Annotated in this window: 22 protein-coding genes and 2 pseudogenes; 14 read left to right on the forward strand and 10 right to left on the reverse strand. The window is 57.5% G+C overall.

What is annotated here, in order from left to right; all coding sequences use genetic code 11:
* The first annotated feature begins 155 nt into the window (after positions 1-155).
* Both ACZRKZ_RS13740 and ACZRKZ_RS13745 read left to right on the forward strand, forming a co-directional pair.
* Positions 156-548, forward strand: a complete 393-nt coding sequence (locus tag ACZRKZ_RS13740) for a DUF6957 family protein (RefSeq protein ID WP_143513845.1) — start codon at positions 156-158, stop codon at positions 546-548.
* Between the two features lie 393 nt (positions 549-941).
* A pseudogene (locus ACZRKZ_RS13745) lies at positions 942-1,063 on the forward strand (IS5/IS1182 family transposase); the annotation flags it as partial.
* Between the two features lie 143 nt (positions 1,064-1,206).
* Here ACZRKZ_RS13745 and ACZRKZ_RS13750 read toward each other — a convergent pair.
* Together ACZRKZ_RS13750 and ACZRKZ_RS13755 are read right to left on the reverse strand one after the other, a co-directional pair.
* A complete protein-coding gene (locus ACZRKZ_RS13750) occupies positions 1,207-2,232 on the reverse strand; it encodes a hypothetical protein (protein WP_463981840.1) in 1,026 nt (341 codons plus the stop codon).
* Positions 2,233-2,251: 19 nt separating this feature from the next.
* Positions 2,252-4,633 carry a hypothetical protein gene (locus tag ACZRKZ_RS13755; protein ID WP_463981841.1) on the reverse strand — a complete coding sequence of 794 codons (2,382 nt, stop codon included), beginning with the start codon at positions 4,631-4,633 and terminating at the stop codon, positions 2,252-2,254.
* 589 nt (positions 4,634-5,222) lie between these two features.
* Between ACZRKZ_RS13755 and ACZRKZ_RS13760 the strand changes: the two are divergent.
* From ACZRKZ_RS13760 to ACZRKZ_RS13770, 3 genes and pseudogenes are all read left to right on the forward strand, one after another.
* A pseudogene (locus ACZRKZ_RS13760) lies at positions 5,223-6,155 on the forward strand (IS3 family transposase).
* A gap of 197 nt (positions 6,156-6,352) precedes the next feature.
* Positions 6,353-6,835: a hypothetical protein gene (locus ACZRKZ_RS13765; protein WP_463981842.1), complete on the forward strand. Its 483-nt coding sequence runs from the start codon at positions 6,353-6,355 to the stop codon at positions 6,833-6,835.
* Between the two features lie 12 nt (positions 6,836-6,847).
* Positions 6,848-7,492: a hypothetical protein gene (locus ACZRKZ_RS13770; RefSeq protein WP_463981843.1), complete on the forward strand. Its 645-nt coding sequence runs from the start codon at positions 6,848-6,850 to the stop codon at positions 7,490-7,492.
* Positions 7,493-7,969: 477 nt separating this feature from the next.
* Here the strand turns inward: ACZRKZ_RS13770 and ACZRKZ_RS13775 are convergent, their stop codons facing one another.
* Genes ACZRKZ_RS13775 through ACZRKZ_RS13800 form a run of 6 tightly spaced genes read right to left on the reverse strand, consistent with a single transcriptional unit; the run spans position 7,970 to position 13,698 of the window.
* A complete protein-coding gene (locus ACZRKZ_RS13775) occupies positions 7,970-8,902 on the reverse strand; it encodes a phosphatidate cytidylyltransferase (RefSeq protein WP_133100653.1) in 933 nt (310 codons plus the stop codon).
* Position 8,903: 1 nt separating this feature from the next.
* Positions 8,904-9,524, reverse strand: coding sequence for a 1-acyl-sn-glycerol-3-phosphate acyltransferase (locus tag ACZRKZ_RS13780; protein WP_133100654.1), 621 nt, complete (start codon positions 9,522-9,524; stop codon positions 8,904-8,906).
* Between the two features lie 9 nt (positions 9,525-9,533).
* Complete coding sequence (locus ACZRKZ_RS13785; protein ID WP_463981844.1) at positions 9,534-9,977, reverse strand: hypothetical protein; 444 nt, start codon at positions 9,975-9,977, stop codon at positions 9,534-9,536.
* Positions 9,967-11,307 carry a phosphatase PAP2/dual specificity phosphatase family protein gene (locus tag ACZRKZ_RS13790; RefSeq protein WP_463981845.1) on the reverse strand — a complete coding sequence of 447 codons (1,341 nt, stop codon included), beginning with the start codon at positions 11,305-11,307 and terminating at the stop codon, positions 9,967-9,969. The genes ACZRKZ_RS13785 and ACZRKZ_RS13790 overlap by 11 nt, the downstream gene beginning before the upstream one ends.
* 2 nt (positions 11,308-11,309) lie before the next feature.
* On the reverse strand, positions 11,310-13,064 hold the full coding sequence (locus ACZRKZ_RS13795; protein WP_463981846.1) for a bifunctional alpha/beta hydrolase/class I SAM-dependent methyltransferase: 1,755 nt from the start codon (positions 13,062-13,064) through the stop codon (positions 11,310-11,312).
* Positions 13,065-13,074: 10 nt separating this feature from the next.
* Positions 13,075-13,698, reverse strand: coding sequence for a CDP-alcohol phosphatidyltransferase family protein (locus ACZRKZ_RS13800; RefSeq protein WP_463967537.1), 624 nt, complete (start codon positions 13,696-13,698; stop codon positions 13,075-13,077).
* A gap of 184 nt (positions 13,699-13,882) precedes the next feature.
* Here ACZRKZ_RS13800 and hflK (ACZRKZ_RS13805) point away from each other — a divergent pair, with 184 nt between their 5' ends.
* From hflK (ACZRKZ_RS13805) to cfaB, 8 genes are all read left to right on the forward strand, one after another.
* On the forward strand, positions 13,883-15,823 hold the full coding sequence (gene hflK, locus ACZRKZ_RS13805; RefSeq protein ID WP_463981847.1) for a protease modulator HflK: 1,941 nt from the start codon (positions 13,883-13,885) through the stop codon (positions 15,821-15,823).
* Between the two features lie 9 nt (positions 15,824-15,832).
* Positions 15,833-16,831 carry a protease modulator HflC gene (gene hflC, locus ACZRKZ_RS13810; protein ID WP_463982086.1) on the forward strand — a complete coding sequence of 333 codons (999 nt, stop codon included), beginning with the start codon at positions 15,833-15,835 and terminating at the stop codon, positions 16,829-16,831.
* Positions 16,828-17,862, forward strand: coding sequence for a protease modulator HflK (gene hflK / locus ACZRKZ_RS13815; RefSeq protein WP_463981848.1), 1,035 nt, complete (start codon positions 16,828-16,830; stop codon positions 17,860-17,862). The genes hflC and hflK (ACZRKZ_RS13815) overlap by 4 nt, the downstream gene beginning before the upstream one ends.
* Positions 17,859-19,769 (forward strand): cation-translocating P-type ATPase, encoded by a 1,911-nt coding sequence (locus tag ACZRKZ_RS13820; protein ID WP_463981849.1) that lies wholly within the window; start codon positions 17,859-17,861, stop codon positions 19,767-19,769. The genes hflK (ACZRKZ_RS13815) and ACZRKZ_RS13820 overlap by 4 nt, the downstream gene beginning before the upstream one ends.
* A gap of 117 nt (positions 19,770-19,886) precedes the next feature.
* Positions 19,887-20,141 (forward strand): BufA2 family periplasmic bufferin-type metallophore, encoded by a 255-nt coding sequence (gene bufA2 / locus ACZRKZ_RS13825; protein ID WP_149412501.1) that lies wholly within the window; start codon positions 19,887-19,889, stop codon positions 20,139-20,141.
* Between the two features lie 61 nt (positions 20,142-20,202).
* Positions 20,203-21,048 carry an MNIO family bufferin maturase gene (gene bufB / locus ACZRKZ_RS13830; RefSeq protein WP_463981850.1) on the forward strand — a complete coding sequence of 282 codons (846 nt, stop codon included), beginning with the start codon at positions 20,203-20,205 and terminating at the stop codon, positions 21,046-21,048.
* Positions 21,039-21,824, forward strand: a complete 786-nt coding sequence (locus ACZRKZ_RS13835; protein WP_463981851.1) for an HvfC/BufC family peptide modification chaperone — start codon at positions 21,039-21,041, stop codon at positions 21,822-21,824. Before bufB ends, ACZRKZ_RS13835 begins: the two co-directional genes overlap by 10 nt.
* A gap of 85 nt (positions 21,825-21,909) precedes the next feature.
* Entirely contained in the window at positions 21,910-23,094 is a 1,185-nt protein-coding gene (gene cfaB / locus ACZRKZ_RS13840) for a C17 cyclopropane fatty acid synthase CfaB (RefSeq protein ID WP_463967543.1), read from the forward strand.
* Positions 23,095-23,099: 5 nt separating this feature from the next.
* Here cfaB and cls read toward each other — a convergent pair whose 3' ends face one another.
* On the reverse strand, positions 23,100-24,539 hold the full coding sequence (cls, locus tag ACZRKZ_RS13845) for a cardiolipin synthase (protein ID WP_463981852.1): 1,440 nt from the start codon (positions 24,537-24,539) through the stop codon (positions 23,100-23,102).
* A 130-nt stretch (positions 24,540-24,669) separates the two neighbouring features.
* Here cls and ACZRKZ_RS13850 point away from each other — a divergent pair, with 130 nt between their 5' ends.
* On the forward strand, positions 24,670-25,191 hold the full coding sequence (locus ACZRKZ_RS13850) for a DUF3617 domain-containing protein (RefSeq protein ID WP_149412506.1): 522 nt from the start codon (positions 24,670-24,672) through the stop codon (positions 25,189-25,191).
* Here the strand turns inward: ACZRKZ_RS13850 and ACZRKZ_RS13855 are convergent.
* Positions 25,188-26,525, reverse strand: a complete 1,338-nt coding sequence (locus ACZRKZ_RS13855) for a dihydroorotase (protein ID WP_463981853.1) — start codon at positions 26,523-26,525, stop codon at positions 25,188-25,190. The two genes, ACZRKZ_RS13850 and ACZRKZ_RS13855, sit on opposite strands and share 4 nt — an antisense overlap.

The following is a 26,525-nucleotide window of genomic DNA, read 5'->3' on the forward strand; positions in this document are numbered from 1 at the left end:
AATCATCCCGTTCAGTGAGATGAAGGGAGAAGACGGAACAGCCATGAGATCACCCTGCTGCTATCCGTCGGCATCGGAACCTGGTGATCCGCTGGGAGCTAAGCTGAATGATGCTTCTCGTTCGAATCGGTTTTTTGGATCGGCAGGAGGTACAAATGAATTTGGCAGATTATGTTTCAGTGCTTTCTGCAGGCGAGAAAATAGACGGATGCCAACTCGCCCCCTCAGATGCAGTGGCTTTCGCCAGTCTGCATTTTCCTTCCCGTGCCTATTGTCTTGTTGCTGATTGGGCAATATTGGATCTCGACATTACAACACGTCAGCGAAAAGCCATTACGGATAGACAGCTAATTCCTGCTCTCGTTTACGCTTTGACCGTTATCCAAGACAGTAAAGGCCGCTTCCCGCCTGGTGATTGGGTCCGATCAACGCTGGGTGTTTCCTTCACCAATGACTGCTTATTTCGAACAAAAAACACAGTGTATGTGCTGATGGGGACCGGTCGAAGGTTGCGCACGGATTTAGACATCGCACTGAGCCTGTGTTGAAAAAAGACTATTTCCGCACAGGTGATTGACCGGTCGCGCTCACATGGTGTTTCGGCATAAATGATTGCTCTCGCTGTTGTGTCAAACTATGTTGTTACCAATCGAGCCCCGTATTTGAAGTGCGACCCGTCTGTGTCAGTCTATGTTGCTGTTGTGTGGCCCCCGGATCATCCTACAGGCCCCGATTTACGAGAGGGGCTGTGTCAAACTATGTTGTTGGTAACCATACCCATGAAGCTACGTGTTGAAGCTGCCCCAGGATTGACCCAATTGCCGACGCAAAACTGCCCCATCTCCAAACCTGCAAAATCAAGCACAGACAATGATTCACGAGGAGTCAAACTGGGTCAGTGAAATCTCGGCAACGGGGTCGACTCGGCATCGGCGCCGACATACGTGAAAGTGCTCTTTCGTGGGGAGATGAAAAAACCGCTCAGTTGAACACGCTGTTCGCCCTGTCGAGTCAGTGGATGGCTCCAAAACAGCTGATGAGTATGGGGAAGTTACGCGTTTAATACGGCAAGCAGGACAATATTCCCTCAACGCACGCCGCATCGAATAGTGCTACGTGCCGAGGAAATTCTGGCTTGCCGCATTGCGGCAAGCCGATCGGAGCATCCCGAGTTCTCCTACGGATCAATTCTGTCGTGGGCGACCTCTAAGCATTCTGTTTCTCTAATTGGTCGTGGCTCTCGAAAATTTCTTCGAGGGCACATCGAAAGTCGGTGAGAAACCTAACAAGATCTTTGGCGTTTGCAAGAACGAGAGAGGCTGGGTAGCTTGGATACTCACTTGCATGCGCAGCAGCATTCATCAACTGATAAGCTTGGTAGAATGCTAGGATTCCCGCGTGGCAGTTTGCTTCTGTCGCGGTCAAGGCTATGGATGGTCTCAGCATTACTGAGAACAAGCTTGGCTTCAGCTTTTGCATTTCTGTAATGGAAAGAGCGGATGCCAGCTTTTTTGAAAAAGCCGCAGTAGCATCAGGTGAGTTTTTAATAACTTGGTAGATTAGCTTTGAAAGAATTGAGGCCTTAGACTTTGCAGCAGGGCGGTATGCCCTTGCAACTGAAACGCCAGCAAGGTGAGCTTCGTACTTTTGGATGTGCGAGGTAGTGGAACCACCAGTGTTTTCATCATCAGATCGCAGGGAATCAATAAGCCCTCTAACTTTGCCTTCCTGATATGCGATTTGATGTTTAAGCCGATTAACAATTAGTATTTCAGCTTCAAATAGCAGGCTTGCAATTTTCTCGATCCGGGCTCCTTCACTGTTCAGTGGTGCAAGTTCTGCAGTGTCAAACACATCTGCGATTCTGACGAAGATTTCTTTTCCACCCAAGATTGGAAACCATTCTGGTAAATATACTGGTGAGCTAGCCTGCGGGATCAATAGTGATTCATTTGAAATGATAACAACAGAGATATGAGTAAACTCCACGCCTTTTAGCGCTTTGAACTCCTTTTCATTTCCTGAAATTAGAGTTGCCAAGTCTGCCATTAGAGCGTTAGAAGTTAGGAATAGGTTACTTCTTAATATAATTGGAAGTATTATGTGGCCTTGACGGTGCATAATGGTCTCGGCAAGCTTGGATCTAGGCTTTCCGTTGGCATTCAACCAAAGAATCCGGATGGCTGCTCCGTCCTTCCAAGGAATATTATTAATTAGCTGTTTGATGTCCATATTCTTATCCAACATAATATTAGTTTGTTCCTGCGATTCTAGCCATTAATCTTATGCCTGGCTTTACAATGCCTTTTTCGGTTTTTAAGAAATTGGCCATTACCGCGTTGCTTAGTAATTGGTCACGAGGAATTGATAGTCCATATGCCGCTTCTTCTGCAATTTGACGATATTTAACCATAGAACATTGCAAAACTTTTGGGTGTTGTTTAGCTATCTGCCGCAGCACGCTTGCTACGCAGTACAGCCACGGGTCGGTGCGCCTTGCATCTTCGCCGAGGTACTCAGAAAGCATGTGGGCGAAGAAACCATAGTACTTACTATTTCTCAAAACTGGTGCGGTAAGTCGTTGCTGTGCAAAGCTTTCGAACTGAAGTCTGCTTAACTCAATCTCGGACTCCAGTGCGCGGTTTTCAATTAGCCAATCACATAGGTCGATCAGAAGGTTGACCGTTAAATACGGGTGCCCGCTCGTTTCCTCATATATGGCATCTGCAAATGAAGTGTTAAATTTGAGCTTTTGGGAAAGTATTCGCTTAAGAAGCTCTACGAATTCTGAATCTGGCGCCGATTGTTGGTGAGCAAAGAGCGGAAAGTCAAGTTGCTGCACCAGTGGGCTTAACTGGTTTTGGGCAGATAGTATGTAATGAGCATCGGGTCGCTGCCCCATGAAAACTATGAGGTTTTTAGTCGCAAAGCTTCCCATCTGACTGAGTAGGGGGAGGCAAACCAAATGCCTTAAATCCTCATCACGTCTGCTCATCGCAGCGATTTTTCCAAATAAGGATTCATATTCGTCGATTATGAATATGCGCTTCGCTTCATCTGCATCCCCATAGGCGGTCGAAATCTGGCATTCGTTCACCAGACTCTCAAAGAAGTCACGTGGGATCGGTGTGCCATTTATTAGAGCGTCTTCAATCCGTTCTGCGAATATAGTGTGTTGAGGCTGATGACGAGTGTTGTCCATAGTTTGAAAAATTACGAGCGAGCTATTTGACTGATCCCCAAAGTTAAGGGCGGCAGTGGTTTTTCCTGAGCGCCTAACACTACACCATAGATGTATTCCCGTTTTACTCGCAACGCTCTCAAGAAGTTGTTTTACTGTGTAGCGCTCGACCATATACATCTGGCGGTGATTCGGATCTTCCAACGGGAAGTCTTTTGCATAATTGCGAGTTAGGCTTCCTTGCATAGCGAGCTTTACACTTGAAGCAAGCCGGTCTTCAATTTTGCTGGCTATTAATGCTGCAGTGTCATGTGCATGTGTGACATCGGCTTTGACATCGGACACGTCTACTACGTCGCTTTTCTCATGCTGAGCTACCCAGTCTCCCACGTTGTTATCTAAGCATGCTAAGCACGCCATTGGATTGGCACTCAGTGCTCGCTCTAGATCCCACCGGCCATGCACATTTTCACTGAAAAAACATGATACTATTGCTTCATGAGGGTTGACGCCCAAGGCTGGAGTCAGTGTAACTTCTAAGAAAGGGGGACTTCCGGACACAACACGGCTTAAACTGGGGGTTAATGATCCGATATCATGCGTTTTATCAACAATTAACTCGAACGCCATCAGCATGGGGGCAATGGTTGAGAAACAGTGATTCTCTTGTACAGCTTCCGCAGCTTCTTTTAATAAGGATATCGCATCACTACCTTTGAGGAAACCCAGTGCGTGCATCCAGCTACTGTTGTTGAGAAGCGTCTTCCAGCCTAATACAGCAGCGTACCCCTTGACCACGCCATGAACTATGCTTGAGCATACGCCCCAAGTGAGCTTAACCTCAGATACGCTAGACGCTTTCTCACGTAGTCGTAGATATGGTTGGATACCTAGCAGTAAGAATTTTAAAAATCCTCCTAATGCTTTGGATTGTATTATTGCTGGTTCAACACCCTTCCGAGAGGAAAACTCTGTTCCCCGTTCGCAAATCTCTTTGGCATGCTCGTAGAACAAAACTGATAGGGCGTCTAAATGAAGCTGTGTCGTCGTCCGCTCACGACTGCACAGATCTTTGAATACGAAAGACATTACGTCATTGTAGTGAGTTGCCCACTGAAATATATGGTGCTCTTTCAGTTCGTTGAGTATCTCTCTGTATGATTCAAGCGCTAGTTCGTCAGGGCTCAGGGTCGGAGCCAATGATTCCGTAGACTCTGCGCCATGCTCAACTATCCGATTGTTGAGTATCTCTGTAAGATTCTTCGTTCTCTTCTTTTCAAAACCATCTTTTATTAGTTTATTCAACTCGGGTGCGAGAAGAACTAGTTCATCCATGTCGAGTGCACGGATTAGAGTTGTCAAAATTTTCTCTGCTTCTGAACGTTTCCATTCCTTCGCTAACGTTGCCGCAACTTGTAGTGAGTGCCTACTGCTGCCACTGATGGACGCCATAATTATCCTTAATAATGTTTGGTATGCCTTGGGAGGTGAGTGGTCCGTGCCACAATTCTACGGGCTGGTAAACACAGAGGCCGTAGCCTGATCCCTAATTAGTGACGTTTACCGTCTCATGGCGGTCGGCACAGCTTTCTCAGCTCGCAGTCACATGATCTCAAGCTGCCATTATGCACATCTGAAGTCCGTTTCTGAAGAAACCTTCGGATGGACGCTTGAACGAAAGCCTTGGCTACACCCATGTTCAACTGCCCAAAAGTATGAAATCCGGGGCATTCGTATGGCCAGTTCCCCGGCTCGCTGAATGTATCTATGATGGATAAGGCGAATGGCCACTCCCGCTGCGCTCCTTGAGAGCCAGGTGAGGCGCTACAAATGGATTTCGCCTTACTCATAGATGACGTTCAGAGGATATCGGTCGGTGAAAATCAGAAAGATCGTGATCAAGAACTTTCGAGGGGTGAAAGCGCTTGATTGGAGCGTGCCAACAGCCGACATTTTTTGCCTTATAGGCAAGGGCGACTTGAATCGCCCCTAGTTTCGTAGACACCTCCATGCCTTAAAATGAGGCCAATCAGGAGGTGCCATGAGCAACCCGCGTTACACCGAAGAATTCAAAATCCAAGCGGTCAATCAAGTGACCGAAAAGCAGCTTCCCGTGGCAGACGTTGCGGCACGCCTTGGCGTATCGACTCACAGCCTTTATGCGTGGATCAAACGCTACAGCAAGCCTCAGGAAACCCGTCAGCAAGACGATGATCAGCAAGCTGAGCTTCGTCGCCTGCGAGCAGAGCTCAAGCGGGTCACGGAAGAGCGAGATATCTTAAAAAACCACCTCCCCGGCACTCCGCGGCCCATTGGGCTAGAAACACTACGTACTACACTTACATTTCTGGACAGTGGTCGCTGGCTTTTTGGAGGCTAAGTCCCCGTCAAAAAACTTGACCCAGGGAAGTACGGAGGTAAACCAACGGTCGCCTCACCCAACTTGCTAAAGCGCCAGTTTGATGTGGTCGAACCCAACAAGGTCTGGGTAACAGACATCACCTACATTCGCACGTATGAAGGGTGGCTGTATTTGGCTGTGGTGCTGGACTTGTTTTCTCGTCAAGTTGTTGGCTGGTCTATGAAGTCGCAGATGACCAGCGACTTGGCTATTGATGCATTATTGATGGCTGTCTGGAAGCGTAAGCCAAAACAGGAGGTGATGATTCACTCCGACCAGGGCAGCCAGTACAGCAGCTCCGATTGGCGCAGTTTTCTGAAGGCCAACAACCTGGTTGCGAGCATGAGTCGTCGAGGTAACTGCCACGACAACGCGGTAGCCGAGAGTTTTTTTCAGCTTCTGAAGCGGGAGCGGATCAAGCGGAAAATCTATACCACGCGGCTAGATGCTCGTAGCGATGTGTTCGATTACATCGAAATGTTTTACAACCCAAAACGACGTCATGGTTTCAACAATCAGCTGTCACCAGTAGAGTTTGAAAAGCGTTACGCAATGAGCTTGCAAGGTGTCTAGAGAATCCGGGGCGATTCATTCCTCGCCTATGAGGCCGGGCAATCGCGTGGCTCAAAGATGGTGAAGAACCGTGTCCTGAAAGTATTGAAGCAGCATGAGGTTGATGTGTCTCACGGATACTCGGAGGGCTATTCGGGCCTTGGCCTTGCACGGATCATCAGGAACATCATCAGCTAAGGGAAAAAGGGACAAACTCTATGAATTGGAAGCTGGTAACTATCGGAGCTTTAATCTGTACGGCTATAGCTGGCTGCGGTACAAAAACCGTTTCGCAGGAGCTAGCGTCTAAACAGGGTGTTATCACCGGTACAGGAAAGGATGGATACCCTGTCGTAAAGTCCATCACGTTTAAGCGGCCTAAAGCCGATGTTTCTCGTGTCCTTGCATGTATGCAGGCTGAAGTCGATGGAATAACAGGAACCCCGGTACAAATCGATGGAGCAGTTAAGTCGAGTGGAAAGGCCTACGCCTCCCTCCAGTTCAGCAACTACGTCGCCTTCGCCATGACAGTTCGCAATAACGAATACCGCTTTGACCGGTTGACCAACGCAGGTCTCAACGGACCTGCTTTTGAGCTGATGGCGTCATCCTATGGAACACCCGAGAATGCTTACGCGGCCCTCGAATCTATTGCTGATCGCGTCAGTGAATGTGCTGCCAAAGTCAGCGCCGCTCTTTGAGGGGGAAAAGCGATGAAGAAGCTGTTGAAAGCTGACAATGCCCCCTCGTGCATTGACATTGATTTGAGCGCGTTAAAATGGCGAAAAAACTCGCCAGAAATTGACATTGGGCTAGCAGATTACCCGCCCCTCTTAAGACATATTCTCAATGGCAACGAATACGGGCCACTCCTGAACGGGTCCGATGTCGCTAGACATAGAAATGAGTGGCGTACTTTCATCAGGGATATGGCCTCTTGTGTGCCTACAAACGCTGTGCTTGTAGATCGGTTTCATACCCAATGGCATGTCGGACACCACCACATCCGAGAACTTGTTGATGACGATGACCTGTTGATGGACATGCTCTGGAAATGGTTACCTCGATACAACGGATCTGAGCTGCTGCTCTATCGTGGAGAAAATTTAGATAGATTCGAACTCGGGAGAATTGGTACTGCTTGGAGTGATAAAGAGAGTGTAGCCAAGATGTTTGCCAGTGGGTTGAACGCTGAAGGTAGAGGCGGTGTGATCTTGGAAACAACTGGAACTGCGAATTCAATAATCGCCGGCCCATCAGCTCACAGCATCTACTTGCGGGAGTATGAGTACACCATCGACAGGCGCAGATTGAGCACTATCAGTGTCAAATGCCATTTTTCCCCACGACAATGTTAGCCAGTGAGCGCCAACACAAGATGCCATCTGATTCGGCTCACTGAATGCGATGCTTCAAGAGAATGCCCCTAAAGACCTGATCGACTTTAATCCCCGGATAGTAACGGCGACGGCACTGGAAGGCGTGCGTTGGTTGTGGAACTGGTGAGCCCGAGGTCTGGCATGTCAGGCTATTCATCGGAAGCCCGAGAACCTCTCGATCATCATTGTCACAATGCAGGTGTTAGTAGTGTCGGCCGTCACTTTTCACGTTAAAGCCCAATGAAATCAGATGGTTGCATAATTTCGACAGACTTTATTTAGTAGGTCGCACCGCAAAGCATCACAAAAATGAGACTGCGACAGACTTTATTTCTGATTCGTCCATCGGCTCACCTCCGATTTTGCTGGGCTCGATCCGACAGACTTTATTCCGTAGGATCACCCAAGAAAAACCCCCGACAACCGGGGGTTTTTCTTTTGGTCTGATTAACGTTTTCAGGTCCACCAGTACCGCACAAGATGAAAGAAAATCGGCGCGGCAAAACACACCGAATCCAGCCGATCCAGCATCCCGCCGTGCCCCTCGATCATATGCCCCCAGTCCTTCACGCCACGGTCGCGCTTGATCGCCGACATCACGATCCCGCCGGCAAACCCCAGCAAGTTGATCAACAGCGCAATTAAAAACGACTGCCAAGGATTGAACGGCGTGGTCCACCACAATGCTGCGCCAATGAGCGATGACAGCAGGATTCCGCCAACAAACCCTTCCACGGTTTTCGAAGGCGATAAATTGGGCGCGATCTTGTGTTTGCCAAACAGCTTGCCGCACACGTACTGCAACACATCCGACAGCTGCACGACGATCACCAGGTAGGCGATCAGCAGCAGGTTGCGACCTTCATAGCCAACGATGTCCAGGGTCAGCAGCGCCGGGACGAAGGACACGCAGAACACTGCGATCATCAGCCCCCACTGCACCTTCGACGCCCGTTCCAGGAAGTGCGTGCTATCGCCGCCCAATGACGCGAGGATCGGCAGCAGCAGGAACACGTAGACCGGGATGAAGATTGAGAACAGCCCATACCAGTCGAAGTAGATCAGCAGGTATTGCAGGGGCAAGGCCAGGTAGAACGCCGCCACCAGCGCCGGGTAATCGCTGCGTCGGGTTGGCGTGAGGGTGAGGAACTCTCGCAGGGCATAGAACGACACCGCGTAGAACAACAAGATCACCGCGCCGGTGCCGAGCCAGAAGGCGATGCCGATCACTACCACCATCACCCACCAGGCGTTGATGCGAGCGTTGAGGTTATCGATCACCGCGTTGGGCGTGCCACGGCTGCGCAATTTGAGGATCAGGCCGATCAGCGAGGCGAGCACCAGGATCATGCCGATCCCGCCGAACAACATCAGGGTTTGGCTATCCATGTCAGGAATGCTCCGGGGCAAGGGCGAGCAAGGCGTCGCGAGTGCGGGCGAGGAACAGCGCCTTGTCTTCGCCGTCTTCCAATTGCAGCGGCGCACCAAAGCTGGTGGTGCACAGCAATGGCAGCGGCAGGACGCGACCCTTGGGCATGACACGGTTGAGGTTGGCGATCCACACCGGTATCAACTCGGCTTGTGGGTAACTTTTTGCCAAGTGGTAGAGGCCGCTTTTGAAGGGCAGCAGGCCATCTTCCAGATTGCGCGTACCTTCGGGGAAGATGATCAGCGAATCGCCATTTTCGAGGGCATCGAGCATCGGCTGCAACGGGTTATCCACAGGGTCTTTGCGTTCCCGGTCGATCAGCACGCCGTTGAACACCCGATTGATGATGTAGCGGCGCAGGGCGCTTTTTTGCCAGTAATCGCTGCCAGCCACCGGGCGTGTGGCTTTGCGCAACTTGGGCGGCAAGGATGCCCACAGCAGCACAAAGTCGCCGTGGCTGCTGTGGTTGGCGAAGTAGATGCGCTGTACTGGCTCCGGCGCGCAACCGAGCCATAGGCTGCGCGCGCCAGTGACCGTGCGGGCCATGGAGGTAATCAGGGTGGCGACCACGGGTTCGAACATGAGGATTCCTTATCCGGCGAAGGGCAGCCAAGGGCTGGCCAGGATGACGGCCAATGTCAGCAGCACTTGCGCGGCCAGCAGGTACGCTTGTTTACGCAGCAGTTTCAGGGCACCGCGACGGCGTTCGGTCCAGGGCCGGCCGGCGCGCTTGGACGATTGCAGGCCGAGGGTTTGCAGCGTCTGGTCCAGATCCTGGGTGCGTTCCACGTCACGGGCCATCAGGCTAAACAGATCGGCATCGAACGCCACTCGCAGGGCCCAGTACTTTTGCAGCAGTCCCAAGACAATCATCCACACGGCGAGGATCAGGCACACCGGCGTAATACTGGCCATTAACAGTTGCGCCAGGCCGAACAACACACCGAGCAAGGTCAGGCCTGTGGATAGCTGATCCAGGGACCGGCCTCGACGCAGTAGGCTGGCAACCACCTGTAGTTCCATATCAGCGGGCATTGGCTGTCCTCAGATTGGGGGAAGGATGAGTGAGCATTTGCCCCAGTGCTTGGCGGTGGGCGGGGTGCAGGACCACACCGGGACGTGCTGTACGAATAATAGCCACTGCCTCGTCGACCGTTGCGGCGCGCCCGCTGTTCAGTAGCCAGGCAGCGACGGCGGTGGCGCTGCGGGAATAGCCGAGGGCGCAGCACACCAATAGCGGCCCGGCTTCGCGCAGGCGTTCGATAGCGTGAGCGGCGTCCAGACACTGCGTGGCGGTGGGAGCCGTGAGGTCCAGCACGGGCAGGCTGTAATAGGCGCGGCCCTGTGGATCAAGTGGCAACTCGGCGCACAGATCGACCACCGCTTTAAAAGAAGTTAGCTCGCTTGTCGTCGGAATTCGCCCCAGCCAAACGTTATCCACAACCTGATCGGCCTGTGGATGCTTGCGAGTCCACAACCGTGAGTTGATCCACGCGGCGCCAAGATACGGCGCGTACAACCAGCGTGACGCAGGACTGAGTTTTCCATCGGCGCGTTTTTGAAAGCCGGCGGCGTCCAGCAACAGATAATTGAACGCCACCAACAGCACCGCGACGGCGGGCCAGAGCAGCCACAACCACCAGCCACCGAAGGTAAACGCCGGGATAGCAAACGCCAGTGCACCCAAGGCATAACGCATTCCCAGTTGCCAGCGCTTCGAATCCTCGGCCAGTTGTGTATCAAGCAGCGGGCTCGGATGTTCCAGTGGCCATAACCACACGCACAACCAACCTGCCAGCGCCCCTGTGGGTAAGTCGATAAAGTGATGTTGATAAGTGGTCAGCACTGAAATCCCGATCAAGGTGAACCAGCCATGCACCAGCCAGCGCCACACCCCTTGGGTATGGCGCTGGAACATGATCCACAGGATCACCAACAGCGCGATATGCAGCGACGGCGCCTGGTTGAACGGTTTGTCGAAGCCCGCCAGTACGGCGAACAGCCAGCCGAACACGCCATCCATTTCTGGCCGTTCGAAGGTAAAGCGCAACGGCCATACCAGGAAACAACTGACGGCAATCACCTGGGCCGTCAGCAAACGCAGGGCGTGCTGTTTCAGTTCATGACGGCTGTTGGGCAGCAGCAGGGAGAAGCCGTAGAGCAGGTCAATCGACCAATAGGGCACGATGGTCCAGGCCCAGAACGGAATATGGGTTTCCCAGCCGAACACCATCGTGCCGACATCGCTGCGTTGGCTGGTGACCCACGTGGCAAAGCCGTAGGTGCTGAAAAACAGCGGCGCGAGCAATAGCAGCCATAAGACCGCAGGTTTCAATAAACCCTGCTCTCTAGGGGTAAGCTGCATGATCAGACCCGCTGCGCCAGGGAGACAGTGAAGATGCCCCATTCATCCACGCGCTGGGTGATCTTGCGAAAACCTGCCGCCTCCACCAGTTGATCCATTTCCGCCTGGCTGCGCCGACGCATCACCCAGGCCTGGCCTTGGCGGTGGCTGGTGAGGGCGCGGGCGATCAGTTCCAGTTGGGGGTGCCACGGTTGGCCGGTGTAGACCAGATATCCACCGGGTTCCACCGCTTCGGCAAGACCGGCCAGCGAACCGCCGACCATCGCGTTATCGGCGAACAATTCATACAGGCCCGAAACCACCGCCAATGTTGGCTTGGGCTCCAGTGCCGCTAGGTCCGCTCGGTCAAAGGCATCGCCTTTGACGAACTGGGCGATATCGCTCAAGCCTTTCTCGCGAATCAGTGCGCCACCGTCGCGCACGTTGATGTCGCTGTAGTCGCGCAGCAGGATCGATTCCGGCAACGGCGAAACGCCCTGCAACGCCTCCAGAATGTACCGGCCGTGGCCGGCGGCGATGTCGACGATGCGCACTTCGCGGCCGTCTTCCCGCAGCTTGGCCATGGTCAGGCGCAGCAGCTCTTCGACATTCAACTTGCGCTGGCGAATGCCGCGCCAGCCGATGGAGTTCAGGTAGTTGGTGTCGATCATCCGACCCAGCGCGCCCTTGCCGGTGGGTTTATTGCGATAGACGTAATCCAGGGTGCTCCCGGAGTCGAAACCAGTGTCGAAGCCCAGCTTCACGCCATCGGACAGCTTGCTGCCCAAGCCCATGCTGGCGCGGGTCATGCGCCAGTACAGATCGCGCAGTGAGTTGCGCGGCAGGGGCGCGGCGAGGGACTCGGATTCGGCGCAGGTCAGACCGATCTTGTCGGCGTCCAGCAAGGATGCGCGATCCAGCGGGTGCTCAAAGTTTTGCAGGATAAACCGCTTGGCGCTGTTCACGGCCACGGCGCGGTCACGCTCGCCGAGGGTGTCGTGGAAGAAGCCGGGGAGGATGTGCAGTTCCTTTTTCAGGCTTCCGAGGCGGTCGAAAAACTGCTGTTGGGGTTTGCGATGGACTACAAAGTCGGAGCCGGAAATCAGCAACTGGGTCGGCACCTGGATCGCCTGGGCATCGGCTACAACGCGGTCGGCTGCTTCGTACAGGCCCAGCAGCACATTCACCGAAATCGCCTTGGTGATCAGCGGGTCAGTGTCGTAGGAGGCGACCCGCTCCGGGTCATGGCTGAGGAACTTGGCCTTGACGTAGCTGTTGACGAAAAAATTGCCGCGAAACTTGCGCATCAGCGCCAGGCCCGGACGGGCGAAAGGCACGTAGAGCTTGACCTTGAACGCCGGCGAGGCCAGCACCAGAGCGCGGATCTTCGGCGCGTAGTCGTGCACCCAAGTGGCGGCGATTACTGCGCCGACACTTTGGGCGATAACTGCGAGGTTTTCTTCTTCGATGCTGTAGGCGCCGCCGATATGGTCGCAGAAGGTCTGCCCGTCCCGGGCGCTGGTGGCAAAGCTGGGGCTGTCACCGCGTTCGCCGGGGGACTGGCCATGGCCACGGGCGTCCCAGGCGAAGAAGTCGAATTGCGGCAGGTCCAGTTCATCCACCAGGTGGGCGATGCGCCCGGAATGCTCATGGCCGCGATGGAACAGCAGGATCGCCTTGCGCGGTTCTAAGCCTGCTGGCGCAGTGGCGGGCCAGTGACGGTAGAAAAGCTCGACACCGTCATGGGTGCTGAAGGTGTGCTCTTGCTGTTCACGCATCGCAAAATCCTTATGCAGAAGGGGAAATGTCTGATTGTTCTTTAAGGCCTTGGCGCACGCGGTTGACCAAGGTGTAGGCGAGCAATGCGGCGACCAGCCACATCACCCCATCGACCCAGCCAGTACCGAGCCAACCCAGGGCGACGCCGGTGGCCAGTACGCCGAGGACAAATGCCCGGTCACTCTTGCCCATTGGGCCGTCGTAACGCCGCGATGCACCGACCATCGGCCCCAGCACGCCGGCGTATTCGCTGAACACCGCCAGCAAGGTCACCAGCAACACTGGCGCCAGGCTGACGCCTGGGATCAACGCAAACGGCAGGATCAACGCGCTGTCGGCGATCACATCACACAGTTCATTGAGGTAAGCGCCCAGGCGTGATTGCTGGCCGAACTCCCGGGCGAGCATGCCGTCGATGGCGTTCAGGGCCATGCGCAGGATCATCCACAACGGGATCAGCGCGAACAGCCAGAGGTGTTGGGCAAAACCTGCGATCAGCAGACCCACCAACAGGGAAACCACCCCGGCCAGCACGGTGATCTGGTTAGCGGTGGTGCCATTGTCGTAGAGGCGCTGGACCAAGGGGCGCAGCAGGTTCTGAAAACGCGGTTTGAGCTGATAGATCGAAATCATGAGTGGTGACGCTTCCTTGTCCGTGATCCCGCGAAAAACTTTCCGGAGTGTGACGATTTATCGCGGCGGGCACTAGTGATGGCTCGTGTTTATGGGGGCTTTGTCACGATCTCTGTGGTACCAAACAAAAATTTCACGCCGCGTGTTATATGGTAACGAATTGTTTCTTGGTGGGCGTTTGGGGATGCGAGTGGATCTGGACGCTGAAGGCGCTGCCATCGAAGGGCTGCCGCGTTTTCAGCAAGGGCTGTTTCATACCCGGCGGTTAAGACAGGCGGGCATTGGCCTGACGGCGGTGGCTGTCATCGGCTGGATGCTGGCGCTTTTTGTCGCGTTGTTTGCGCCGCTGTCGATCTGGCCGGTGGTGCTGATTAACTGTGCGTCGGCGTTGCTGGTGTTGGTGGCGGGTTTGCAGTCGGCGTGGTGGGTAGCTGACTGGCGCGCCCAGGCGCTGGAAGTGCCCGCGCCTGGGTTGACTGAAACGCTGTCAGCGGTGGAGGAGACGACTTGGCTTGACCGCCAACTGGGGCGCTTGCGCCACAGCGGGGCGGGCCTGCTGGCGCAAATCGGCGCGCCGGTTATGTGGCTGTGCAGCTGGTCATTGCTGGCGTTGGTGAGCATCCAGCAGTTCTGGAACCTGGCATTGCCAGCCGCGGCGGTCGGGCAGGCCGCGAGTGTCGGCGCGGCGCTGGCGTTGATCCTGGCCTTCGGTTTGCTGGTGTTTGAAAGGCGCCTGGCCCAGGAGAGCACTGCCCAATGGCCGGAAGCGGCGCAGCTGGCGCAGTTGAGTCGGGTGGCGATCATTTGCCTGGTGATCAGTGGGATCTGTCTGTTATTTGCCGGTGAAACATCGGTGTGGCCATTGCGCCTGGCGGTGTTGATTGGCCTGTTGCCCGCCTTGGTGGCGCTGGAGTTCCTGCTGCGGGGCGTACTGTCGCTGTTCAGCCCGCGTCAGGCACTGCTTGAACCGCGCCTGATGGCGCAAAGCTTTATCGCCGGCATGCTGCGTTGGCCACCACAACCCTTGCTGGCCTTGCAGCACGAGTTGCACAACCGCTTTGGCATTGACCTGCGGCAGATATGGGCCTTTACCTACATGCGCCGCGCGTTTTTGCCGGTTCTGGTGGCGGTGCTGGCGGTAGGATGGTTGCTCACCGGTGTGCATGAAGTCGCCTTACAAGGCCGTGGGATTTATGAACGTTTTGGCAAACCGGTGGAGGTCTTTGGCCCCGGCCTGTATGTCGGCTTGCCTTGGCCGTTGGGCCGTGTGCTTCCGGTGGAAAACGGCGTGGTCCACGAACTGGCCACCAGCGTTGGCGAAACCACCGTCACCGATCTTGCCCCCGCCGAAGGCCCAGCGCCGCTGATCGCCAATCGCCTGTGGGACGCCAGCCATGTGAATGACAAATCCCAGGTCATCGCCAGCAGCAGCGGCGACAAGCAGAGCTTTCAGATCGTCAACATGGATGTGCGTTTTGTCTACCGCATCGGCCTGACCGATCAGGCCGCGCTTGCCGCCACCTACAACAGCGCCGATGTGCCGACGCTGATCCGCAGCACCGCCAGCCGCATCCTCGTGCATGACTTCGCCTCACGTACCCTCGACGAATTACTGGGGGAACAACGCACCAACCTCGCCGCCGAAGTGGGCCGGGCGGTGCAGGCTGATCTGCAGAAACTCGACAGCGGTGTGGAGATTCTTGCCACGGTGGTGGAAGCCATTCACCCACCGGCCGGCGCTGCCAACGCTTACCACGGCGTGCAGGCCGCGCAAATTGGCGCCCAGGCGCTGATCTCCCGCGAACGCGGAGCGGCCAGCGAGCAGACCAACCTGGCGCTGCTGCAAGCCAGTGTCGCCCGCGATCAGGCCCAGGCCACGGCCCATGAAGTCAGTGCTGGCGCCCAGGCGGCGGACCTGCGCTTTCGCGCCGAACAAAGGGCTTACAAAGAAGCCGGCCAGGCCTTTGTGCTGGAGCAGTACCTGAGCCAACTGAGCCAGGGCCTGGCCCACGCCAAGTTACTTATTCTTGATCATCGCCTGGGCGCCAGTGGTGCACCGACGATCGATCTGCGTTCTTTTACCTTGCCGGCCGATCCTTCGCTGCCGCGTAAAACCGTTCAATAAGGAGTCTGTCTGTTGAGCGCTCACTCTCACGATCATGGTCACCACCACGGCCACCATCATCACCATCATCACCATCACGGTGACGAACAAGCAGCCGGCCCTTTCCCCTGGCGGCGCATGGCCTGGGCCGTGTTGCTGGTGCTGTTCGCCATCGCCGCGGCTAGCCTGGTGCAGGTGCGCTCCGGCGAAGCGACGGTGATTACCCGCTTTGGCAACCCGTCGCGGGTGCTGCTGGAACCGGGCCTGGGCTGGCGCTGGCCACAGCCGTTCGAGGCGGCAATCCCGGTGGACCTGCGCCTGCGTACCACCTCCAGCGGTTTGCAGGATGTAGGTACCCGTGATGGCCTGCGGATCATCGTCCAGGCCTATGTGGCGTGGCAGGTTCAGGGCGACGCCGACAATGTGCAGCGCTTTATGCGCGCGGTGCAGAACCAGCCGGACGAAGCCGCGCGGCAGATTCGCACCTTTGTCGGCTCGGCCCTGGAAACCACCGCCAGCAGCTTCGACCTGGCCAACCTGGTAAATACCGACGCCAATCAAGTGCACATCGCCGATTTTGAAGCGCAACTACGCCAGCAAATTGATCAACAATTGCTCACCACCTACGGCGTGCGCGTGGTGCAGGTGGGCGTCGAACGGCTGACGCTGCCTTCGGTCACCCTGGCCGCCACCGTCGACCGTATGCGCGCCGAGCGGGAAACCATCGCCACTGAACGCACCGCCATTGGCAAGCGCGAAGCGGCACAGATTCGCTCCGCTGCCGAGCGTGATGCACGCATCGTCCAGGCTGACGCTACGGTGAAAGCCGCCGACATCGAAGCGCAATCGCGCGTGGAAGCGGCGCAGATTTATGGCCGCGCCTACGCCGGCAACCCACAGCTGTACAACCTGCTGCGCTCCCTCGATACCCTCGGCACGGTGGTGACGCCGGGCACCAAAATCATCCTGCGCACCGACGCCGCACCGTTTCGCGCCTTGGTGGACGGGCCCAAGGACGTCCAGCCATGAGTGACCGTGACACCCCAGACAGCCCATGGATTCAGGCCGGGCGCCTGACCTTCATCGCACTGTACGCGGTGACCGTGCTGGCAGCGCTGGCTTGGGCATTCTCCAATGTGCGCCAAATCGACCCGCAGAACCGCGCCGTGGTCTTGCACTTCGGCGCCCTGGATCGGATTCAGAATGCCGGCCTGCTGTTAGCTTGGCCGCGGCCCTTTGAACAAGTCGTGCTGCTGCCCGCTGCGGACCGCGTGATCGAGCGTCGGGTGGAAAACCTGCTGCGTTCCGACGCCGCGATCCAGGCCGACCGCGTGGCCAGTTTCGCCACGCCCATCAGTGACGCCCTGGCCGGCTCCGGTTACCTGCTGACCGGCGATGCGGGCGTAGTGCAGCTGGATGTGCGGGTGTTCTACAAGGTCACCGAGCCTTACGCCTTCGTATTGCAGGCTGATCATGTATTGCCCGCTTTGGATCGATTGGTCACACGAAGTGCCGTGGCCCTGACGGCGGCGCGGGACCTGGACACGATTCTGGTGGCCCGCCCCGAACTGATCGGCACCGACAACCAGGCCGCCGAACGTCGTGAGCGGCTGCGGGGCGATCTGGTGCAAGGTATCAATCAGCGCCTGGCGGATTTGGCCTCCACCGGCTTGGGCCTGGGCATTGAAGTCACTCGCGTCGATGTGCAATCGAGCCTGCCGAGCCCGGCCGTCAGCGCCTTTAACGCGGTACTCACTGCCAGCCAGCAGGCCGACAAGGCCGTGGCCAACGCCCGCACCGACGCCGAGAAGCTGACCCAGACCGCCACTCAGGACGCCGACCGCTCCGTGCAGGTGGCTCACGCCCAGGCCCGCGAACGCTTGGCCAACGCCCAGGCACAAACCGCCACCGTCGCCAGCCTGGCCCAGGTGAAGGACCCCGGCCTGCTGCTGCGGCTGTACCGCGAACGCCTGCCGAAGATCCTCGGCCAAGCCGGCTCCGTGACCACGGTCGACCCTAAAGATGATTCCCGCCTGATCATTCAGGGAGCCGAACAATGACCGCTCATTCTCTACCTTTGGAGCAGACGCCCATGCTCTCATCGGCCGAACAACGCAGCGCCGCCCGGCAACTGACCTTGGCGATGCTCGCACTGGGTCTGCTCAGCCTGGGCCTGGTCTGGCGCTGGCTGGCGCCTGATCAAACCGGCGTCAGCCAACTGCTGCTGGGTTTTGCCTCGCTGCTGGTGGCGGTGCCGGTGATGCGTTCGGCCTGGTACAGCCTGCGTTACCCGAGCCTGCATGGCATCACTGACCAACTGATTGCCTTGGCGATGCTGGGCGCCTGGGCCACCGGTGATCTGCTGACCGCCGCACTGCTACCGATCATCATGATCTTCGGTCATGTGCTGGAAGAGCGCAGCGTCATCGGCTCCCAGGAAGCCATTCATGCCTTGGGCAAACTGACCCGCAGCCATGCGCGGCGGGTGCAGGCCGACGGCACGATTGTGGGGGTGGACAACGGCACGCTGAAGACCGGCGATATCGTTGAAGTACGTGCCGGCGACCGGGTGCCCGCCGATGGCGTGGTGCTGTCGGGGCAGGCGAGCCTGGACACTGCGCCGATTACCGGCGAGTCGGTGCCTCTGGAGGCGAGCGTTGGCGTACAGGTCTTTGGCGGGGCGATCAATCTGGACGGCTTGCTGCGCCTGGAAGTGACCCGCACCGGCAACGAGTCGACCCTGGGCAAAGTCATTGCCCTGATGCAAAGCGCCGAGCGCTCCAAGCCGCCGATTACCCGGTTGCTGGAGCGTTATGCCGGCAGTTACCTGGTGCTGGTGTTGCTGCTGGCGGCGGTCACCTGGTTTGTCACCAACGATGCCCAGGCGATGTTGGCGGTGTTGGTGGCGGCATGTCCGTGTGCGCTGGTGTTGTCGGCACCAGCCACGGCGATTGCGGGCATTGCAGTCGCGGCGCGCCATGGGATTCTGATTCGCAGCTCGGCGTTTCTCGAAGAGCTGGCGGACTTGACGTCACTGGTGGTCGACAAGACCGGCACCCTGACCTTTGGCACCTTGCGTTTGCAGTCCATTGAAACCACTGAGCCTGATCGCCAGGTGCTGCTCAACCTTGCCGCCAGCCTCGGTTCGGCCAGCAGCCACCCGGTCAGCCGGGCATTGGCGGGGTTGGCAACTCAGGAACAAATGCTGGCGCTCGCGGATATTCGTGAGCGCCAAGGCCTGGGTGTCGTGGCGCAGACTTCACAGGGTGAAGCGGCCCTCGGTCGGCCTGAGTTGTTCGACCAACTGGGTATCGTCACCACTGCGGTGCCCAACCACGACGGCCCGATTGCCGGGCTGGCGCTCAATGGGCAATTTCTCGCCTGGCTGCTGCTGGCCGACAGCGTCAAACCGGAAGCGCGCCAGGCCATGAAGGAACTGCGAGAACTGGGCCTGGGTCGGCAACTGCTACTGACCGGCGATCGCCAGAGCGTGGCCGATAGCCTGGCGCTGGAAGTGGGCATCAGCGACGTCGAGGCCCAGGCCTTGCCGGAAGACAAGCTCAACCGTGTTATGGGGGAAATCAGCAGCGGTTTCCGGCCAATGGTGGTGGGCGATGGGATCAACGACTCCCTGGCGCTCAAGGCCGGTGTGGTAGGCGTAGCAATGGGCGCGGGCGGCGCGGACATCGCCCTGGCATCGGCGGATGTGGTGCTGATTGGCAGCGACCTGCGGCGCCTGGGCACTTGCGTACGCTTGAGTCGCCAGTGTCGGCAGACGTTGCAGGTCAACGTGATCATCGGCCTGGGCTGGACGCTGGCGATCGTGGTATTCGCGGCGTTTGGCTGGCTGGGCGCGGCGGGGGCGATGATTGCGGCAGTGCTGCATAACCTCAGTACCTTGCTGGTGCTGGGTAACGCCGGGCGGTTGCTGCGGTTTCAGGAGCCGTTGCTGAAGCTGGAAGAATGATTTTCAGAAAATATCGAGGTGCTCTGTAACGGCATTCGATGACCTCACTCTAGTGGTGTGTCGGGACTGAACAATCCGTTCAGCCGACGCCATTACCGATCATTGAGGAATACAAAAATGAACATCAAAAATGCCATTTCCGGTGCTGCCCTGGCTATCGCTGCCGCCACCATGTTTGCCGGTGTTGCCACTCAAGTACAAGCCGCCGATGAAGCGAGCGTTCATTGCTACGGCGTGACTTCCTGCAAAGGCATGAACGACTGCAAGACCGCTGAAAACGCCTGCAAGGGCCAGGCTGTCTGCAAGGGTCACGGCTTCAAGGCAATGACTCAGGCGGCCTGCGATAAGGCTGGCGGCAAAGTCGGCGAGTAACGGCGAATACGTGATTTCGCAGCGGTGTGCACGTCGCTGCGGACACTTTCAGGAGTTCGTCATGTCTGCATCTATGCCTTGCCTGGGCTACGGCCTGGGATTACGTGGCGCTTACTACCAGGAGATTCTTGAACAGTCGCCGGACGTGGACTGGTTCGAGATCGTCTCCGAAAATTATCTGGTGCAAGGCGGCAAGGCCTTGTACTACCTGGACGCCATCGCAGAGCGCTACCCGCTGGTGATGCATGGCGTGTCCTTGTCCATCGGCGGGCCCCATGCCCTCGATATCGATTACCTCAAGCAACTCAAGCAACTGGCTGACCGGGTCAAACCGGCCTGGGTTTCCGATCACCTGTGCTGGAGCCGTGGCAACGCCCATCAGTTGCATGACTTGTTGCCGCTGCCTTACACCGAAGAAAGCCTCTATCACGTTGCTGCTCGTGTGCGGCAGGTACAGGAGGTTTTGCAGCGCCCGTTGGTGCTGGAAAATGTCTCCAGCTATGTACGAGCAAAGGCCGATGAATTCACCGAATGGGAGTTTCTCAATGCCCTGAGTCACCTCAGCGGTTGCGAGCTGTTGCTGGACGTTAACAATGTCTATGTCAGCTCCCGCAACCACGGCTTTGACCCCTGGACCTTTATCCGCAACCTGCCGCCCAAGAGCATCCGCCAGTTACATCTGGCCGGGCACATGGATTACGGCGACTACGTGGTCGACACCCATGATCATCCGGTGTGCGATCCGGTCTGGAAGCTCTATCAACAGACCCTTGAACACCTCGGCCCGGTGGCGACACTGCTGGAGCGTGACGACCACTTCCCGCCGTTTGCCGAGTTGCTCGATGAGTTGAACAAGGCCCGTGAGCTGGGCGCAATCGCCCTGGCCAGGAGGCCGTTATGCGCCTGATCGATTGGCAACAGGCGTTTGAACAGCACCTGCTGAGCAAATCCTCTGCGAGCAGTGGTTTTAATGCCACGTTGATGGGCGGGCCGACGCTGGATGTCGAGACGGGATTGGCGATTTACCACAACGCCTACCTGGCGCGGTTGCAGGAGGTGATGCGTGGGGACTTCCCGGCGGTGTGGCACTGGTTGGGGGACGAAGAGTTTGCCGCGCTGGTGGCGGCCTATATTTCTCGCTATCCCTCGGCACATTTTAGTTTGCGCTGGTTGGGACAGCGGTTCGAACGCTTTATCGGCGAGCATCTGGTTGCCGAGCAAAGCGCTCCGCTGGTAGAGCTGGCGCGCCTGGAATGGGCGTTTACCCTGGCGTTCGATGCGCCGGAAGGTGAACCTCTGACGGTGTCCGATATGGCCGCGCTGGCGCCTGAGGAGTGGCCGGGGCTGCAGGTCGAACTGGTACCGTCGGTGCAGCAGGTGTTGTGTCGCTTCAACAGCCTGGGCATCTGGCGTTCGGTCAAGGATCAGACTGGCTTTCCCGGCAGCCAGGAGCTGCCCTTGGCCGAGGTGTGCCTGGTCTGGCGTGACCAGCATGTTTGCCGCTACCGCAGCCTGAAACCGGCCCAAGCCTGCGCTTTAGCCGGAATGGTCACTACCGGCTGGAGCTTTTCAGAACTGTGCGCCGAGTTGGCAGTCAGTTATCAGGAGGGCGCGCCACTGCAAGCTGTTACCTGGTTGAAACAGTGGGTTCAGGACGGTTTGCTGCAGCTTCGTGCACCATAGAAAACGGCTATTAAATCGATAGCCTGCTGCTTTTCTTTGGATGGTCTACCCTCATTTCAGACGTCTGAAACAAGGGGGATTATTCATGCTCGCGCAACTTCCACCGGCCTTACAGAATCTTCAGCTTCCACTGCGTCTGCGACTCTGGGATGGCCATGAATTCAACTTGGGCCCGGAGCCCAGCGTCACCATTGTGGTCAAGGACCCCATCGTGGTTTCGCAGTTGGCTCATCCCACGCTCGACTCCCTGGGCGCGGCCTTCGTCGAGGGCAAACTGGAGCTGGAGGGCTCCATTAGCGAAGTGATCCGGGTCTGTGACGAGTGGAGTCATGCCTTGATCCATGACGACGAAGAGAGTCGTCCGGTGCGCTCGATCCACGACAAGTCCACCGACGCGGCGGCCATTTCCTACCATTACGACCTGTCGAACGAGTTCTACCAGCTCTGGCTGGACCACGACATGGCCTATTCCTGTGGTTACTTCGAAACCGGCAGCGAATCCCTCGATCAGGCCCAACAAGACAAATTCCGCCACCTGTGCCGCAAATTGCGACTGCAACCAGGTGAGTATTTGCTGGATGTCGGCTGCGGTTGGGGCGGGCTAGCGCGTTATGCCGCGCGGGAATTTGGGGTCAAGGTGTTCGGCATTACCCTGAGCAAGGAACAGCTGGAGCTGGCTCGCGAGCGTGTGATCGCCGAAGGCCTGGAGGATCTGGTGGAGCTGCAGTTGCTGGACTACCGCGACCTGCCGCAGGACGGGCGTTTCGACAAAGTGATCAGCGTCGGCATGTTCGAACACGTGGGCCACGCTAACCTGGCTGAGTACTGCAAGACGCTCTTTGGTGCGGTGCGCGAAGGTGGCTTGGTGATGAATCACGGCATTACCGCCAAACACACTGATGGCCGACCGGTGGGCCGTGGCGCTGGTGAGTTTATCGGGCGTTATGTGTTCCCCAACGGCGAGCTGCCGCATCTGTCGATGATGACCGCCGAAATCAGCGAAGTAGGTCTGGAAGTGGTCGACGTGGAAAGCTTGCGCCTGCATTACGCCCGCACCCTGGACCATTGGAGCGAGCGCCTGGAAGACAACCTGGAAGCAGCGACGAAGATGGTGCCGCAGCAAGCGCTACGGATCTGGAGGCTGTACCTGGCGGGCTGTGCGTATGCCTTTGCCCGGGGTTGGATCAATCTGCATCAGATTCTGGCGGTCAAGCCCCATGCCGATGGCAGTCATGATTTGCCTTGGACGCGAGATGATCTGTACCGATAGTGCGCCTACAAAATCGGTGAAATAAGCCGCGCGACCCGCATGCCCAGTTGTTGCAGGCGGCGGGTCTGGCGGCTTTCTTCCTGGCTGGTTTCGTGGGCCAGGGCGAAGTCGTCCATCAGCATTTTTTCCACTTGGCTGGCAAAGGCCTCATCCACCGTCAGCAACATCACTTCGAAATTGAGCCGGAACGAGCGGTTGTCCAGGTTCGCACTGCCGATGGCGCTGATTTCGCTGTCCACCAACACCACCTTCTGATGCAGAAAGCCGGGCGTGTAGCGAAACACCCGTACGCCTGCGCGCACGGCTTCGATGGCATACAGGCTTGATGCGGCATAGACGATGCGGTGATCGGGGCGCGATGGCAGCAGCACGCGCACATCTACCCCGCGTAACACCGCCAGCCGCAGCGCCGCGAACACTGCCTCATCCGGGATGAAATACGGGCTGGTGATCCACACACGCTCGGTGGCGGCATGAATGGCTTCGACGAAGAACAGCGAGCAGGTTTCATAGGGGTCAGCCGGGCCGCTGGCCAGTAACTGGCAGAGTACGCCGTCATCGGGGTAAGTGTCCGGCAGGATCAGCGGCGGCAGTTCCCGCGCGGCCCAGAACCAGTCTTCGGCAAAGGACTCCTGCAGGCATGCCACCACCGGGCCACTGACCTGGACATGGGTATCGCGCCAGGGCGCGAGCGGAGGCTTCTTGCCCATGTACTCATCGCCGACGTTATGCCCACCGACAAAGCCCACCAAGCCGTCCACCACCACTATCTTGCGGTGGTTGCGAAAGTTGACCTGAAAACGGTTGAGCCAGCCGCTGCGGGTGGCGAAGGCTTTGACGTTGACCCCGGCATCGCGCAATGGCTGTACATAACCGTGGGGTAGGGAATGGCTGCCGATGCGGTCATAGAGCACGTAGATGGCCACGCCTTCTGCGGCTTTCTGTTTGAGCAATGCCTGCAACTGACGGCCGAGTTCGTCGTCATGAATGATGAAAAACTGGATCAGTACCGCGGTTTTCGCCCCACGGATCGCTTCGAAAATCGCGCCGAAGGTGGCGTCGCCGTTGATCAGTAACCGCACCTGATTGTTCGCCAGGCACGGCATGCGCCCCAGCCTGGGCATGGCGCGCAGCGAGGCATAGGCATGGGAGTTGCGGGCGGCCAGCGCCTCTTCCACCCACGGACGCCAGTTCAGCTCGGTGATGGCCTTGTGCATTTCCTGGTTGGCCTGGCGGCGTGCCTGTATGTAGGCGTCGAAGGTGCTGCGGCCAAAGATCAGGTAGGGGATCAGCGTCAGGTAAGGAATGAACATCAGGGACAGGGCCCAGGCAATCGAGCCTTGGGCGGTCCTGACGGTCAGCACCGCGTGAATGGCGGCGATGGTGCCCAGGGTATGGAGCAATGCAATCAGGTAGCCGAGCAGGTGTGGGCCAAAAAAATCCATGGACGATGGTACTCCCGATGATTCCATGCCTAACAGACCATGTTCCGGTGCGAATGTCGCTATTTTATTCGCTGTGCAACACTGGCGCTTTTGCGGCGTCTAACGCCGACAATTGCCCAGGAGTTACCCGATGAATGCTCGTCTGCTTGGTTTGGCCATGGTTGTTGGTTTGTCGTTGCCAGTGGCGGCGCAGGCGCAGATGTTGGCGCCGGGGTTGTGGGAATTGACCACCAGCAACATGAAAGTCGATAACCAGAATCTGCCGGACTTGTCACTGATCCTCGGTCAGTTGAAACAACAGATGACCCCGGAGCAACGCGCCATGCTGGAAAAGCAGGGCATTGCCATGGCCGGCAAGGGCGTTCAGGTGTGCCTGACGCCGGCACAAGTGGCGTCCGACTCGATCCCCCTGACTGACCCGCAATCGGGCTGCAAGCAGGAAGTGACCGATAAAACCGGCAACCAGTGGAAATTCCGTTTCAGCTGCCCGAAAGCCCAGGGCACGGGAGTGGCAACGTTCCAGAGTCAGAAGGAATTCACCACCACAGTCAACGGCACCTTCAATGCCACCGGCATTCAGCAGAACGGCAGCCTGGATACCCATGCACAGTGGTTGGGCAGCAATTGCGGGACGGTCAAGCCTCGCGCCTAACGCAGAAAGTGCAAAGGCAAGCCCCGGCAGCTGTCATGTACCCGCTCGTCGTGCCAGGCCAGGTGCCCGGAGACCAGCGTGGTGCTGACGCTGTGGCGAAAGCTGCGTTCGGCGAAGGGCGTCCAGCCGCAGCGGGCGAGAATCGGTTGGCTGCTGACGGGTTTGCCGTGGGGTTCGGGTTTGATCAGCACCAGGTCGGCCCAATAGCCTTCGCGCAGATAGCCACGATCAGGGATGGCGAACAGGTCGGCGACCCGATGACTGGTTTTCTCCACCAGGGTGGCCAGCGGCAAGAGGCCGTCGGCCACTAACTCCAATAACGCAGGCATAGCGTGTTGCACCAGCGGCAAGCCCGATGGCGCCTCGCGGTACGGCTGCTGTTTTTGTGCCCAGGTATGAGGCGCATGGTCGCTGCCGATCACATCCAGGCGGTTGCTCAGCAGCGCCATACGCAGGGCGTTGCGGTCGGCGCGGGACTTGATCGCCGGGTTGCATTTGATCTGATGACCTAGGCGCGCGTAGTCGCGGTCATCGAACAACAAGTGGTGCAGGCAGACTTCGGCGGTGATACGTTTTTCCGCCAGGGGTTTGTCTTCAAACAGTGCCAACTCCCGGGCGCTGGTCAGGTGCAGCACATGCAGGCGCGTGCCGTGGCGGCGGGCCAGATCCACGGCCAGGGATGACGAGCGATAGCAGGTCTCGGCGTCGCGGATCAACGGGTGGGCCACGGCGGGGATGTGGTCGCCGAAGCGCCCGCGCAGGCGTCGTTCGTTGGCCTGGATGCTGGGGGTGTGTTCGCAGTGAGCGAGGAGGATGGTTGGTACTTCGGCGAACAGGTGCTCCAGAATCCGTGGATCATCCACCAGCATATTGCCGGTGGAGGCGCCCATAAACACTTTGACGCCTGCCACCTCTCGCGGATCAAGCGCGGCGACAGTGTCGAGGTTGTCATTGCTCACGCCAAAGTGAAAACCGTAGTTGGCCACTGAATGCAGGGCGGCGCGGCGCTTTTTATCGGCCAATGCTTCCAGGGTCAGGGTTGCCGGTTGGGTGTTGGGCATGTCCATGAAACTGGTAATGCCGCCGGCCACGGCGGCGCGGGACTCACTGTAGAAGCTGCCTTTGTCCGGCGCACCAGGTTCGCGGAAATGTACCTGGTCGTCGATCATGCCGGGCAGTAACCACTGGCCCTGGGCGTCGATTTCTACGGTAGCGTTTTGCCCTTCGATGCTTGCGGCAATCTTCTCGATGCGGCCGTTGGCGACCAACAGGTCGGCGTCGAATTCCTGGCCTTCATTTACCAGGCGGGCGTTGCGGATCAGTAGGCGGCTCAT

The organism is Pseudomonas sp. c313, assembly GCF_055407145.1.